The organism is Aquamicrobium zhengzhouense (assembly GCF_016124105.1).
GTDB classification, from domain to species: Bacteria; Pseudomonadota; Alphaproteobacteria; order Rhizobiales; family Rhizobiaceae; genus Aerobium; species Aerobium zhengzhouense.
This window is the reverse complement of sequence record NZ_JADGMQ010000013.1, coordinates 34,697-48,802: the sequence shown is the minus strand read 5'-3', so window position 1 is coordinate 48,802 and position 14,106 is coordinate 34,697. Positions and strand designations below refer to the sequence as shown.

The 14,106-nt window shown below is 61.3% G+C and carries 15 protein-coding genes; 9 read left to right on the top strand and 6 right to left on the bottom strand.

The window, feature by feature from the left end; all coding sequences use genetic code 11:
• Positions 1-99: 99 nt before the first annotated feature.
• The 4 genes from IOD40_RS15690 to tsaD are packed head-to-tail and all read right to left on the bottom strand — an operon-like array spanning position 100 to position 2,922.
• Complete coding sequence (locus tag IOD40_RS15690) at positions 100-525, bottom strand: EVE domain-containing protein (RefSeq protein ID WP_198477640.1); 426 nt, start codon at positions 523-525, stop codon at positions 100-102.
• A 2-nt stretch (positions 526-527) separates the two neighbouring features.
• Positions 528-821 (bottom strand): YciI-like protein, encoded by a 294-nt coding sequence (locus tag IOD40_RS15685; protein ID WP_198477639.1) that lies wholly within the window; start codon positions 819-821, stop codon positions 528-530.
• Positions 818-1,834, bottom strand: a complete 1,017-nt coding sequence (locus IOD40_RS15680; RefSeq protein ID WP_198477638.1) for an NAD(P)H-dependent glycerol-3-phosphate dehydrogenase — start codon at positions 1,832-1,834, stop codon at positions 818-820. Before IOD40_RS15680 ends, IOD40_RS15685 begins: the two co-directional genes overlap by 4 nt.
• On the bottom strand, positions 1,831-2,922 hold the full coding sequence (gene tsaD, locus IOD40_RS15675) for a tRNA (adenosine(37)-N6)-threonylcarbamoyltransferase complex transferase subunit TsaD (RefSeq protein WP_198477637.1): 1,092 nt from the start codon (positions 2,920-2,922) through the stop codon (positions 1,831-1,833). Before tsaD ends, IOD40_RS15680 begins: the two co-directional genes overlap by 4 nt.
• Before the next feature lie 57 nt (positions 2,923-2,979).
• On the opposite strand from tsaD, the gene hemC reads away from it, so the two are divergent.
• The 6 genes from hemC to IOD40_RS15645 all read left to right on the top strand — a co-directional run bounded on the left by hemC (position 2,980) and on the right by IOD40_RS15645 (position 9,011).
• Positions 2,980-3,909, top strand: a complete 930-nt coding sequence (gene hemC / locus IOD40_RS15670; protein WP_198477636.1) for a hydroxymethylbilane synthase — start codon at positions 2,980-2,982, stop codon at positions 3,907-3,909.
• Positions 3,906-4,634: a uroporphyrinogen-III synthase gene (locus IOD40_RS15665; RefSeq protein ID WP_267905136.1), complete on the top strand. Its 729-nt coding sequence runs from the start codon at positions 3,906-3,908 to the stop codon at positions 4,632-4,634. The genes hemC and IOD40_RS15665 overlap by 4 nt, the downstream gene beginning before the upstream one ends.
• 137 nt (positions 4,635-4,771) lie before the next feature.
• Entirely contained in the window at positions 4,772-6,103 is a 1,332-nt protein-coding gene (locus IOD40_RS20330) for a mitofilin family membrane protein (RefSeq protein ID WP_198477634.1), read from the top strand.
• A gap of 6 nt (positions 6,104-6,109) precedes the next feature.
• A complete protein-coding gene (locus tag IOD40_RS15655) occupies positions 6,110-7,723 on the top strand; it encodes a heme biosynthesis protein HemY (protein WP_198477633.1) in 1,614 nt (537 codons plus the stop codon).
• A 26-nt stretch (positions 7,724-7,749) separates the two neighbouring features.
• Positions 7,750-8,223, top strand: coding sequence for a tellurite resistance TerB family protein (locus tag IOD40_RS15650; RefSeq protein ID WP_198477632.1), 474 nt, complete (start codon positions 7,750-7,752; stop codon positions 8,221-8,223).
• Positions 8,223-9,011 (top strand): glutamine amidotransferase, encoded by a 789-nt coding sequence (locus tag IOD40_RS15645; protein ID WP_198477631.1) that lies wholly within the window; start codon positions 8,223-8,225, stop codon positions 9,009-9,011. Before IOD40_RS15650 ends, IOD40_RS15645 begins: the two co-directional genes overlap by 1 nt.
• Here IOD40_RS15645 and IOD40_RS15640 read toward each other — a convergent pair.
• Positions 8,977-10,212 (bottom strand): MFS transporter, encoded by a 1,236-nt coding sequence (locus tag IOD40_RS15640; protein ID WP_198477630.1) that lies wholly within the window; start codon positions 10,210-10,212, stop codon positions 8,977-8,979. The genes IOD40_RS15645 and IOD40_RS15640 overlap by 35 nt on opposite strands.
• A gap of 85 nt (positions 10,213-10,297) precedes the next feature.
• Positions 10,298-11,512: a 5-aminolevulinate synthase gene (gene hemA, locus IOD40_RS15635; RefSeq protein ID WP_198477629.1), complete on the bottom strand. Its 1,215-nt coding sequence runs from the start codon at positions 11,510-11,512 to the stop codon at positions 10,298-10,300.
• 160 nt (positions 11,513-11,672) lie between these two features.
• On the opposite strand from hemA, the gene wecB reads away from it, so the two are divergent.
• The 3 genes from wecB to IOD40_RS15620 all read left to right on the top strand — a co-directional run bounded on the left by wecB (position 11,673) and on the right by IOD40_RS15620 (position 14,076).
• The gene (gene wecB, locus IOD40_RS15630; RefSeq protein WP_198477628.1) at positions 11,673-12,812 is read left to right on the top strand and encodes a non-hydrolyzing UDP-N-acetylglucosamine 2-epimerase; all 1,140 of its coding nucleotides are present in this window, start codon (positions 11,673-11,675) and stop codon (positions 12,810-12,812) included.
• 34 nt (positions 12,813-12,846) lie between these two features.
• Positions 12,847-13,545, top strand: a complete 699-nt coding sequence (locus IOD40_RS15625) for a fumarylacetoacetate hydrolase family protein (protein WP_407649214.1) — start codon at positions 12,847-12,849, stop codon at positions 13,543-13,545.
• A 126-nt stretch (positions 13,546-13,671) separates the two neighbouring features.
• On the top strand, positions 13,672-14,076 hold the full coding sequence (locus IOD40_RS15620; protein ID WP_198477626.1) for an RcnB family protein: 405 nt from the start codon (positions 13,672-13,674) through the stop codon (positions 14,074-14,076).
• The last annotated feature ends 30 nt before the right edge of the window (positions 14,077-14,106 follow it).

The following is a 14,106-nucleotide window of genomic DNA, read 5'->3' as shown; positions in this document are numbered from 1 at the left end:
TTCTCGTCGGCGAATCTGGGCGGAAGTAAGCCCGCGAGCGATGCGAAGGGCTTGCGAGATTTAGGGGAGGCGTGGGGTCTAGCCCACGCCGTCGCAAAATTACGGAGCTGGGACCAGGCCGCCCATCCGGCAGACCTCGACCCATTCGTCTCGCGTAACCGGCTGGACGGAAAGGCGCATCGAGGTGACGAGCGCCATCTTTTCCAGCAGCGGGTTTGCCTTCACGTCCTTCAGCGTCACCGGCTTGGGCAGGTCACGTACGGCGCGAATATCGACGCATTCCCAGCGCGGATCGTCCGTGGTCGAATCCGGGTGCGCCAATGCGCAGACCTCAACGATGCCGACCGCTTCCAGTCCGATATTCGAATGGTAGAAGAAGCCGAGATCGCCGATCTGCATCGCGCGCATGTTGTTGCGCGCCTGGTAGTTGCGCACACCGTCCCATTCTTCGCCCTTTTCGCCTTTTGCCTTGAGCATTTCGAAGGAAAAGACGTTCGGCTCGGATTTGAACAACCAGTAGGCCATCGTCACGCCTCCGGCTTGTTGAAGAGCCAGTTCCAGGGATAGAGCTCGGTCGATTCGAACAGACCGGCTTTGGCGTAGGGATCAGCGGCGAAGATAGCCTCAGCTTCCGCGCGGTCGGCGGCTTCAATCGCGACCAGGCTGCCGATCGGCTTGCCTTCTTCGTTCAGGAAAGGCCCGGCGAATTTGAGCTTTCCGTTGGCATTGAGGCCGTTGAGATAGTCCACATGCTCGGGGCGGTTCGACAACCGTGTTTCAAGATGTCCAGGCTTGTCCCGGCCGATGAACGTAAAGATCATGTCGCTCGTCCCATATCTTCGTCAGTTTCGCTCTTGAGCGGTCGCGCCATCAGGGCGGCGACAGCCTCTCGGATTGTGCTCCTGCCCGCCAGGATTGCGTCGACCGCTTCAATGATTGGCGCTTCGATTTCGTTTTCACGGGCAATCCTTGCAGCGATCCCGGCAGTCGCAGCGCCTTCTGCAAGTTTGAGCCCGCTTAGATCGTCTCCGCGCCCAAGCGCAACGCCATAGGCAAAGTTGCGCGACTGGTCAGAGCCGCAGGTCAGGATCAGGTCGCCGAGGCCCGACAGGCCCATCAGGGTTTCCGGGTCGGCTCCGAATTTGGCACCCACGCGGCGCAGTTCGACAAAGCCGCGCGTCACCATGGCGGCCTGCGCACTTGCACCAAGTCCAGCCCCAGCGACTGCACCCGCTGCAATGGCAAGCACGTTCTTCAAGGCACCACCAATCTCGACACCCGTCAGGTCGGTGCTCGAATAGCAGCGGAACGATGGCGATGAGAGCAAACCGGCGAGCCTCGCCGCGAGGGCAGGGTCTTGCGCCGCGACAGTGACCGCCGTTGGTAATCCCCGTGCCACGTCGGTTGCAAAACTTGGGCCTGAAAGCGCCGCGATCGGCGTTTCGGGCAATATTTCGCGCGCTATTTCGGACAGGAGACGGCCCGTGCTGCGCTCAATGCCCTTGGCGCACAGGACGAGCGGAGCGCCCACAGGAAGCAGTCCGCTGATTTCCTGCAAGACATCGCGCATGGTCTGTGCGGGTATGACGGCGAGAATGCAGTCTGCGCCCGCGAGCGCTTCCGCCAGATTCTCTGTCGAGACAAGTCCCTTATCGAGGCGGATCCCGGGGAGATATCTCGGATTTTCCTGGCGAAGATTAAGAGCTTCGACTGTAGCCGGATCGCGCGCCCAGATTGTTGTTGCGTGGCCGGCACGCAATGCCGTGAGCGCGAGAGCCGTTCCCCACGCGCCGCCTCCGAGGACCGCAATGCGCGCTCGTCGTTGCTGGCTCATGCCTTTGCCCCTCGCTTGCCGGAGCCGATCATCGGGCTTGCCCGCTCATCGAGCGGCCAGCGCGAGCGCGGGGCAAATGACATGCTCTCATCATTACTCGCCATGCCAGCGCGCATGCGCTCAAGCCCCGCCCAGGCGATCATGGCGGCGTTGTCGGTGCAAAGCGCGATCGGCGGCGCGACCAGTCGCATTGCATGTTTGCCGCAAAGCCGGTCCAACGTTTCGCGGATGGCCTTGTTCGCAGCCACGCCGCCAGCGACCACAAGAGCGGGGTCATCAATGTCCGGGTAAATCTCGCGAAAACGGGACAGGCTTTTGCCAACCCGCTCTTCCAGCGTTTCGGTGATCGCGCGTTGGAACGATGCGCATATGTCGGCAACATCCTGGTCCGACAGCGGAGCGATGGCCGTCGCCGCCTGACGGACGGCGGTCTTGAGGCCGGAAAATGAAAAGTCGAGGCGTGCCTCGCCGCGTAAGGGGCGTGGGAAGCTGAAGCGCGATGCGTCACCCTCACGCGCGGCCCGTTCCACATTAGGGCCGCCCGGATAGGGCAGGCCAACGAGCTTTGCCGTCTTGTCGAAGGCTTCGCCGAGCGCGTCATCGATCGTGGTTGCCCAGCGTTCGTAATCACCAACGCCGCGAACGAGGATCACCTGGGTGTGGCCGCCGGAAACCAGAAGCAGAAGGTAGGGAAACTCGACGCCATCGGTCAGGCGCGCCGTGAGGGCATGGCCTTCGAGATGATTGACCGCAACGAGCGGCTTGCCCGATGCGGCGGCGATGGCCTTTGCGGTCATCAGCCCGACAATGAGCCCACCGATCAGGCCGGGGCCTGCCGTTGCCGCTATTCCGTCGAGATCGTCGACAGAAACGCCAGCTTCATCGAGTGCGCTCGCCACGATCCCGTCCAGCGCCTCGACATGCGCGCGCGCAGCGATCTCCGGAACGACGCCACCAAAAGCCGCATGGTCCTCGATCTGGCTAAGGACTACATTGGACAGGATTTTTGGCGTGCCGGATTCATCAAGCGCGACCACTGAAGCGGCCGTCTCGTCGCAACTGGTCTCGATGCCGAGCATGCGTAACATTGCTGTGCCGGTTATTCCCCGTTAGGACTGGCACGCACCTACCATGGACGAGCCAGCATGCAAACTTATGAGTTGAGGATCGGGACAAGAGGTAGCGCGCTTGCGCTGGCTCAGGCCCATGAAACGCGCTCGCGCCTGATGGCCGCGCACAATCTGCCAGAAGAGGCGTTCGAGATCGTCGTCATCACCACAAGCGGCGACCGCATCCTTGACCGGCCACTCGCCGAGGCGGGTGGCAAAGGCCTTTTCACTAAGGAAATCGAGGAGGCGCTCCTCAACAACCGCATCGACATTGCGGTCCATTCTTCCAAGGATATGCCGACGCAATTGCCCGAGGGCTTGGAGCTGTCTGCATTTTTGGAGCGCGAAGATGTTCGTGACGCATTCATCGGCAGGCAGAGCGCGATCCTTGAAGAACTTCCCCACGGTGCGGTTGTCGGCTCATCCTCGCTGCGCCGGCAGGCGCTGATCCGCCGCATCCGACCGGATATCGATGTGGTGATGTTTCGTGGCAACGTGCAGACGCGCCTGCGCAAGCTCGACGAAGGCCAGGTAGCCGGGACGCTGCTTGCGACTGCCGGGCTTCGCCGCCTGGGTCTTGCCGATATCATTACCGAGCTTCTGCCCGTCGAACGGTTTCCGCCGGCACCCGGGCAGGGCGCGATCTGCATTGAAAGCCGCATCGGTGATGAGCGGGTCAAGGCAATGCTTGCGCCGATCGGCCACGCCACTACGGCTGCGGCACTGACATGCGAGCGTGCTTTCCTTGGCTCGCTCGATGGTTCGTGCCGGACGCCGCTTGCGGGATATGCGCAGATTGAAGGTGATCGGATCGTCTTCAATGGAATGATCCTGACGCCGGATGGCACCGAAGTTCACGAGATTGAAGCCGAAGGCGCAATTAACGAGGCGGCTGCACTCGGTGCCAAGGCTGGTGCACGCATTCGCGAAAAGGCGGGCACCCAGTTCTTCGAAGGCTGGTTTTGAAGAGACGGGTTCTCGTAACCCGTCCTGAGCCTGGCGCGAGCGCCACGGGTGCGAAGCTCGAAAAAGAGGGATTCGCGCCCATCTTGCTGCCGCTTACGCGTATCGTCAGCCTCGAACCCGACATCCCCCAACCGCTGGAGACTTATGACGCGCTCGTCGTCACCAGTCCCAATGCGGTACGACACATCCCGCAGGCGGTCATAGCGGTAGCGCGCGCCTTGCCCCTTTTCGCGGTCGGCGAAGCAACGGGAGAGACAGCCACCCAGGTTGGATTTACTGATGTGCGTGCGGCGGGAGGAACCGCGATACTCCTCGCCGAACTTATCGGTCGCGATATGGCGGCCGGTGCGCGGCTGCTGCATCTCGCCGCCGTTCAAAGGACCCGCGGATTTATCGAGGCGATAAGTGCTCTCGATATGAGTATGGACATCGCGGAAGTCTACTCCGCAGAGGAAGTCAGTTATCCAACTGACTTTGTAAAGGGCGCCGTTGGGCCTGAGGCGATCTGGGGCGCGCCTGTCCTTTCCGAGCGCGCTGGCCAGATTTTGTCACGGCTGATCATCGATACCCGGATGCAGCAACAGTTTGAACTGACACGGTTTTTCTGCATCTCGGCAAAGGTCGCGCGGGCACTGGCTCCGTTGACGAACGCAACGACGTTCATCAGCCATGAGCCGTCGGAGGAAAGTGTTCTTGAACTTCTTTTAAGGCATGCAGGCAACTGACGACGCCGTTGCCCTTTTCACGACATAGCGCTCGGCCTAGATCAAAATTTGCGGTCGCGTAGACCGATATGAGCTGAAGGATTGCCGGCATGGTAAAAACGCCCCGAACCCGACACTCGAAAGCCACTCGAGAACCAGTGACGATCGATCTTTCACCCGATGAAGTCTTTCGCCTTGAAAAAGAGCAGAAGGCTGAGGAGGCAGCGGCGGCGCCAGCCGAGCCTGTCGTGACGTCCGACACGCCACCGGCGGAACCCGTCATCGAGGATATAGCTGAGCCGACGGTTCAAAGCGCGGAGCCGGAACCCGAATCCTTATCGACAGAAAGCAGCGGTGCACCACGCGAGGAAGACGTCGCCGAGCCCGCTCCGTCCACCTTTGGACGCGCGCCTGAGCCCGTGGCGGAGCCAAGGCGTAGCTCAGGCGGCCAACTTCTGGCTGGGGCAGCCGGCGGCGTCATTGCCCTGGCGATCGCGGGAGGGCTGCATTTTGCCGGACTGCTTCCTGGAAGCCGCAGCGTCCTGGAAGATCATACGCCGGCGATCGCTTCGCTCGAAGAACAGCTTGCCTCGCTGCGCCAACAGATTGCCGCGGCCCCATCCGGAAACGGGGATGAAGACCTCTCTGCCCGACTGCAAGAGGCCGAGCAACGTCTGGCTTCCATGACCGAGGAAATGGGCGCCCTGCGTGACGAACTCGCCAATGCGCCGCAGGCTGGCACGGCAGAACCCGTTGATCTTGCGCCCGTTGAGGAACGCATTGCCAGCCTCGAAAACACCATCGCCGAGTTGCAGGCAAACCCTGCTGCCGACGAGGCGACTCTGGGCCCGATTACAGCGGACGTCTCGTCCCTGCGGGACCTGATTACCGAAGGGCAGACTGCACAGGCACAGCTTTCCGGTCGCCTTGAAGGGCTTGAGAACCGGATGAGTGAACTGACCGTGCGGCTGGATGAGCAGGCCGAGGCCCCGTCGACCGCGATGCTGATTGCGGTTTCTGCTCTCAAGGCGACGGTTGATCGCGGGTCCTCTTTCAAGGCGGAGCTTGATACGCTCGCCGCGCTTGCGCCTGATGCGCCGGAATTGGCGGGTCTTCAGCCCTACGCGCAAAATGGAGTTGCAACGCTCGCGACCCTGACCGCCGAAGCAGACGCAGCGGCGAATGCCATGATCGCTGCCGACCGTCCGGTCGACCCGCAGGCTGGTTTCGCCGACCGTCTCTGGTCGAGCGCGATGGGTCTGGTGCAAGTTCGTCCGGTCGGGATGGTCGAGGGCGATGGCGTTCCCGAGATCGCAGCACGGATCGATGCCGCGGTGAAGGCGGGAGATTTCGAGCGCGCCCTGATGGAATATGACAGCCTTCCCGATGCGGCGAAGGAAGCCGGCAGACCCTTTATCGAGAAGGTCCGGGCCCGCCAGGAGGTGGACCGGCTTGTCGAGCAGGCGCTTGCCGCAGCGTTGAGGAGCTAGTCCAAGATGTTTCGGGTTCTTTTCTTCCTGCTCCTCGTATTCGCTATCGGACTTGGCTTTGCATGGCTGGCGGACCGGCCGGGCGATCTGGTGATGACCGTTAATGGCTATCAATATCACGTAAGCCTGATGGTCGCCGCCGTCATCATGGTGGCTGTTGTGGCGCTGACCATGCTGAGCTGGTGGGTCCTGAAGGGCATTTGGTACAGCCCCTACACGGTCAGCCGATATTTTCGCGTTCGCCGCCGCGACCGCGGATATCAGGCGCTGTCTACCGGCATGATCGCGGCAGGGGCCGGAGACGCAACGCTTGCGCGCAAGAAGAAGAAGGAGGCGATGAAGCTGATCTCGGCCGACCAGGAGCCGCTGATCCATCTTCTGGATGCGCAGGCGTCCCTGCTTGAAGGCGACCACGCCGCCGCGCGCACAAAATTCGAGGCGATGCTGGCTGATCCCGAGACGCGCCTTCTTGGTTTGCGAGGGCTTTATCTCGAGGCGGAGCGGCTGGGCGACCGCAATGCCGCACGTCACTATGCAGCCAAGGCCGCAGAGACCGCACCGCAGCTTGGATGGGCGACGGATTCCACCCTCGAACAGAAAGTCGAGGCTCAAGAATGGGACGACGCGTTGAAGCTTGTCGAAACCCAGAAGTCGACGAAGCAAATCGACAAGCCAGACGCCAATCGACGCCGCGCCGTTCTTCTGACGGCCAAGGCGATGGCAATTTTCGATGCTGATCCTGCCGGTGCCAAGACCGCAGCCCTTGAGGCGACCAAACTTGCTCCGGATCTGGTTCCGGCCTCCGTAACGGCTGCTCGCGCTGCCTTCCGGCTGGATGATCTGCGCAAGGGCGCGAAGCTTTTGGAAGCAGCGTGGAAGCTTCAACCGCATCCGGAAATTGGCGAGGCCTACGTCCATGCCCGCGCCGGGGACTCGACCCATGATCGACTGGAGCGGGCGAAAAAGCTGCAATCGCTTCGCCGCAACAATGCGGAATCCTCTCTGGTTGTGGCTCGCGCTGCGCTGGATGCCGGAGAATTTGCCCTCGCCCGCAGCGAGGCCGAGACGGCTGCGCGCCTGGGACCGCGCGAAGGCGTCTTTCTTCTGCTCGCCGACATTGAGGAAGCTGACACCGGTGATCAGGGCAAGATCCGGCACTTCCTCGGGCAGGCTGTGCGTGCACAGCGCGATCCAGCTTGGGTAGCCGAGGGCGTGGTCTCTGAAAAATGGGCTCCGCTTTCACCCGTGAGCGGTAAGCTGGACGCCTTTGAGTGGAAGACCCCGGCTGAGCGGATCAGCCAGATGATCGAACCATACGAGCCCTACGAACCAAAAACCGCTTCGCCCGCACCGGTTCCGATTGCCCCGCCGCCTGCGGCGGCAGAGGTTAAGGCCGAACCGGTCGAGGAGCCGGTGGTTGAAACACCGCCCGCACCTGTCGTGGAGAAGACGGTCGAACCCGTCGGGCCTGCATCCGTCGTGTCCTCTCCTATTCTGGATGTCGAGCCCACGACCGCCGAAGACGAGGAGGACGTACGCGGAATGACACGTCTTCCGGATGATCCGGGCGTCGATCCAGATGACAAGGACGGAAAACCTGCAGGCTTCCGGCTGTTCTAGTTGGGCGGTACGGGTTAGTAAGGGCGATGCTCGAGCGTTTCAAAACCTTCCTCGCCAATCTGAACCCTGCTGCCGGTGACCGGAAGCCAGGCTCGGATGACCCCCGCGTTGCTGCTGCGGCCTTGATGATCCTGGTGGCGGACGCCGATGGTTCGCATGTCGAAGAAGAGCGCGTGCAATTGCGCAGCGCCTTGGCTGAGGCGTTTGACCTGTCGGGCAGGCAGCTGGATCAGCTTCTGACCGCAGGTGAAAAGGCGAGCCGCGAGGCCATCGATTATTACCAGTTCACCAGCGTCCTGAACCGGACGCTGGAACAGCCGCAAAAGACCGAGCTTGTTCGGCTGCTTTGGGAAACCGTCTACGCAGACGGCGAATTGCATGAACTGGAAGACAATGTCGTCTGGCGTGTCGCCGAACTGATCGGCGTCGAACAGCGCGAGCGGATCCTGTTGCGCAGGCAGGCTCGCGATGCCGCGGGAATAAGGGGCGAGCAGGATTGATGAACCTGCATGACCCTCATCGCCCTTCCAAGGGCAAGATCCTGATCGTCCTGCATCAGGAAATGTCCAGCCCGGGCCGCGTCGGACAGCTGCTCAGCGCGGCGGGTTTCCAGCTCGACATAAGGAGGCCGCCGCTTGGTGATCCGCTCCCCGACACACTTGATGGACATCGCGGTGCGGTCGTCTTCGGGGGGCCGATGAGCGCGAACGATCCGGACGACTTCATCAAACGGGAGACCGATTGGCTGGCGGTGCCGTTAAAGGAAGACAAGCCATTTCTTGGTATCTGCCTTGGCGCGCAAATGTTGGTCAACCACCTCGGCGGCCGGGTTGGTCCACGCGAGGACGGGGCAGTCGAGATCGGCTGGTATCCGATTGCGCCTACAAAACATGGCAGGGAGATGGTGGAGTGGCCGGAGATGGTCTACCAATTCCATCGCGAAGGGTTTTCGCTCCCCTCCGGATCGACGCTTCTCGCCGGTGGGGATGTCTATCCCAATCAGGCTTTTCGGTATGGCAGGAAGGCCTTCGGCATTCAGTTTCATGCCGAGCTGACGCGCGCGATGATGCACAGCTGGGTCGTTCGCGGCGCCAGCCGTTTTGATCTGCCTGGCGCCCAGCCGGGGCGCGAACATCTTGCCGGTCGGCTGTTGTGGGACATCAAGCTGCGCAGCTGGCTCGAAGGCTTCCTTCATCATATCTTCGAAGAAGGTGCGGACGCGCGGGTAATTGCCCCTGCCAAGCCAGATGCGATCAGCTACGCCCGTCGAGACGACGTGCTTTCCTGAGCTCCGGAAAGAGCCACGCCCACAGCGCGGCTACGCCCACAGCACCGATGCCGCCTATGGTGACGGCCGGGACGGTGCCGATCAGCGCGGCCATGGTTCCCGCCCGAAATTCGCCGAGCTCGTTCGAGGCTCCAACGAACACGCCATTCACTGCACTGACCCGACCGCGCACCCTGTCCGGGGTCCAGAGCTGGATCAATGTGCTGCGGATATAGACGCTGACCATGTCGGCGGCTCCGAGAAGGGCAAGCGCGACGATTGAAAGCCAGGGTACCGTCGACACGCCGAAGATCGCGGTGAAAATGCCGAAGAGGCCGACAAAGAAGAACATGACCAATCCGGCATGATCGCGGATCGGGTGACCTGCCAGCCAGACCGCGACGCAAACCGCACCGACGCCCGGTGCTGAACGCAGAAGGCCAAGCCCCCACGGTCCGAGCTCAAGGATATCGCGTGCGTAGACCGGTAAAAGCGCCACGGCACCACTGAGAAGGACCGCGAATAGATCAAGCGAGATCGCGCCGAAGACGATCTTCTGGCTGAGAATGTAGCGGAAGCCCGCGAATAGGGTGTCGAGAGAGCGAGGCTCATTATCAAAATGTTGTTTCGGCGTCGGGATCGACGCGATCAGCAATGCGCCGACCAGCATGATGAGTGTGGCGACGCTGTATGCCGCGATTGGGGACACGCCATAAAGCAAGCCGCCTGCGACCGGGCCAACAATGGTTGCGATCTGCCAGGCAGACGAATTCCACGCGACTGCATTTGCAAAATCCTTCGCCGGGACAAGGTTTGCGACCAGCGAAGACGATGCCGGCATGAAGAACGCACGTGCGGTGCCGAAGACCGCCAAGACGATGAAGATCTGCGCTGGCGAAGTCAGTCCACGTAGCGTGAGAAGCAGGAGCGCAAGCGCGCAAAAAGCTTCAACGCAGATCGAGATGCACATGATCAGCCGCCGGCCGAAGCGATCTGAAGCCGCTCCGGTCACCAGCACCAGCAACAGGGCAGGTGCGAACTGAACCAGACCGACGAGTCCCAGATCGAAGGGATTTCGGGTCAGATCATAAATCTGCCAGCCGACAGCCACCGAAACGATCTGAATTGCAAAGGTGGCCGCAAACCGCGCTGCAAAGAACCTTGCATAGGAGGAATGCCGGAAGGCGGCGAAGCGATCGTCGGATGTGGAGGGAGAGGACATGCACGGTTACTCGATGTCAGGTGGTCGCGTTCAACGCGAAACCCACCTCACACGCAATTCAGATTGAGAGGAAACCTCTGCCGCTTCAGGCAACTTGCCGCGCGAGCGCACAGCGGGACCAGAGCTTCGACAAAGCCTGCGCCAGAGCCTCGATATCCGCGTCTGTATGAAGCGGCGTCGGCGTGATGCGCAGACGTTCGCTCTTCTTCGGGACGGTCGGATAGTTGATCGGCTGGACGTAGACACCGTATTCGTCGAGCAGCAGGTCCGAGATCCATTTGCACTTGGCAGCATCGCCCACCATCACCGGCACGATGTGGCTCGGATTCGGCATGACGGGAATGCCGAAGCCTTCCAGACGCTGGCGCACCCTGGCCACACGGTCGCGATGGGCGGCGCGCTCGACCTGGCTCGTTTTCAGATGCTGGATCGATGCCACCGCGCCCGCGGCAACATGAGGCGGAAGCGCAGTCGTAAAGATGAAGCCGGACGCATAGGAGCGGATGAAGTCGACCAGTGCAGCGGATCCGGTGATATAGCCGCCGACGACACCGAATGCCTTGCCAAGCGTTCCTTCGATAAGGGTGATGCGGTCCATCAACCCTTCGCGCTCGGCGATACCGCCACCGCGCGGGCCGTACATTCCAACGGCGTGAACCTCGTCGAGGTAAGTCATCGCTCCGTGCTTTTCCGCAACGGCGACGATATCTGCGATCGGGGCGATGTCGCCATCCATCGAGTAGACGCTCTCGAAGGCAACGATCTTGGGCCGATCAGGTCCGTATTCTGCGAGCTGCCGGTCGAGGTCGGCCACATCATTGTGCTTCCAGATCCGGCGCTCAGCCTTCGAGTGGCGGATGCCCTCGATCATCGAAGCATGGTTGGAGGCATCGGAGAAGATCACGCATCCGGGGATATGCGACCCCAGCGTCGACAGGCTGGTCCAGTTGGACACGTAGCCCGAAGTAAACAGCAGCGCTGCTTCCTTGCCATGAAGATCGGCAAGCTCTTGCTCGAGAAGCACGTGATAGTGGTTGGTGCCGGAAATATTGCGTGTTCCGCCCGCGCCTGCTCCATAGCGGTCGATCGCCTCGTGCATGGCTGCGATCACCTTGGGGTGCTGACCCATGCCGAGATAATCGTTCGAGCACCAGACGGTGACGTCGCGAATGGAACCGTTGGCGTGGCGGCGTGCTGCCGGAAACGCGCCAGCCGTGCGCTCCAGTTCGGCAAAGACGCGATAGCGCCCTTCGTCCCGCAGGGCGTCCAGCTTCGTGGCAAAAAAGGCTTCGAAGTCCATGATGCGTCTTTCGTGATTTAGGTCTTTTCGTGTTTTCCGCGCGCGGGGTCAAGTCCGGTTGCATTTTGGGGAAGTTCAACCCAATTGCTGATGCCCCTTTTACTGCGAGCAAACGACTTATGCGCTATGAGGAGAGCGAGTGGAGAGGTGGAGGGGCGCAATGGCGCAGGACGACCGACCGAGGAAGACCGTGCTTGCCGTATTCGGCACGCGACCTGAAGCCATCAAGATGGCGCCCGTCGTCAAGGAGCTGCAGCGCTCGGACAAGTTGCGGGTGCGCGTCTGCGTCACGGCCCAGCACCGGCAGATGCTCGATCAGGTGCTTGCGCTGTTCGAACTCGTTCCGGACCATGACCTTGACCTGATGAAGCCCAATCAGACGCTCGATGGCATAACTGCGGGCGTCCTGACTGGCATCGGCAAGGTTCTTGATCTGGAAAAGCCGGATCTGGTGCTGGTTCATGGCGATACGACGACCACGCTCGCTGCGTCTCTAGCGACGTTCTACAGGCGCCTGCCGCTCGGCCATGTCGAGGCTGGACTGCGCTCGGGCAATCTGCATGCGCCGTGGCCGGAGGAACTGAACCGTCGCGTTACGACGCTCGCCACCCGGTTTCACTTTGCACCGACACAGACCTCGAAGGCCAATCTGCTGCGCGAGGGAATTGCCGAAGACCAGATACATATTACAGGAAACACGGTGATCGACGCGTTGCTTGCCACTGTTCGCAAGACGAGGGAGCCTGAGCGTCATCGAGAATTTGCGGAGATGTTCCGGTTCATCGACGCTGACAAGCGGCTCGTCCTTGTCACAGGCCATCGGCGTGAGAACTTCGGGGCGGGGTTTGAGAACATCTGTAATGCGCTGAACGACCTGACCGTCGCCCATGACGTTCAGATCGTCTATCCGGTGCATCCCAATCCGAGTGTCCGCGAGCCTGTCGAGCGCCTCTTGGGCAACAACCCTGCGATTCATCTCATCGATCCTCTCGATTACGAGCCTTTCGTGCATCTGATGGATCGCGCCAATCTGATCATCACGGATTCGGGCGGGGTTCAGGAGGAAGCGCCGTCTCTTGGCAAGCCGATATTGGTCATGCGTGACACGACGGAACGCCCGGAGGCTGTCGATGCCGGCACGGTGATCCTGGTCGGGACCGATCGCAACCGCATCGTTCAGGAAGCGACACGGCTCCTCACCGATGAAAGCTACTATCAAAGTATGGCTCAGGCCATAAATCCATACGGTGACGGCCTTGCCTCGAAGCGTATTCGCGGCGTTATTGAAGCCGAACTTTAAGCAAGACCTTTTCCCGTCACCTCATCGGAGCCAAATCGTGAGTTTCGTCTTTCCTCCCTCGCCACAGGCAAGCGTTCCCGTTCGTGGAGAAGCGGCGCGGTTCCCGGTTCGTCGTGTCTTTTGTGTCGGTCGAAATTATGCGGCGCATGCACGCGAGATGGGCAAGGACCCTGATCGCGAGCCGCCGTTTTTCTTCACGAAACCCGCAGATGCAGTGGTGGAGGATGGTGCGACGATAGCCTATCCCTCACTAACCAACGACTTGCACCATGAGGGCGAACTGGTGGTTGCCATCGGAAAGGGAGGCATCGACATTGCCGAGGGCGATGCCCTTTCGCATGTCTGGGGCTACGCGATCGGCAATGACCTGACACGGCGGGATCTGCAGGCACAGGCAAAGGATCTCGGCCGGCCGTGGGATTTCGCCAAGGGGTTCGACCAGTCCGCGGTGTGTGGAGCGATCGCGCCGGTCAGTGAAGTCGGACACCTCGCGGCCGGGGAAATCAGCGTTGCGGTCAATGGCGAGCTTCGTCAGCGGGGCGACCTTTCCGACATGATCTGGTCGATCGCCGAAGTGATCTCGATATTGTCGCGGGCCGTGCGGATCGAAGCGGGTGATCTGATCTATACCGGAACCCCCGCCGGGGTTGGCGCGCTCGTTCCGGGCGATGTCTGCGTCGTCAATATTGCGGGCCTTGGTTCCGTCAGCACGACGATTGGGCCACGGGTATAGTCTTGATGCGGTGGGTCGTTAAGGTTTTGTAAAGGCTTGTTTTCGTTACAAAACGTTAATCCTGCCGTTCATTTTCCGTTCAGTTTGGGATCGCTAGGGTCACGTCATCAACAACGAGGCCCCAAGATGTTCAAGCGTACCATCCTCGCCGCAATCGCCTTCTCAATCCTGGCTGCGCCGATGGCGCAGGCCCAAAGCCGCCACGAGCCGCAGCGTCCCGCGCCGCATCACAAGTATCAGCCGTACAAGCCGCATGGGCCGGCCAAGCCCCAGGCGCATCGTCCCGCTCCGAAGCCGCATTTGTCTCGCCCCGCGCCAAGGCCCCAGGCACATCGTCCTGCGCCGAAGCGCCATCATTGGGCACGTGGCCAGCGAGTTCCCGAATGGCAGCGCAAGCAGCACGTCCGCGACTACCACCGTCACGGCCTGAAGCGTCCGGCGCGTGGGCAGCAGTGGGTCAAGATCGACAATGATTATCTGCTGATCAGCGCTGCGACGGGACTGATCCTTGGCCTGGCCGCAGGCCGGTAAGAACAAGCGGTGCGTGGGGAGTTCGCACTT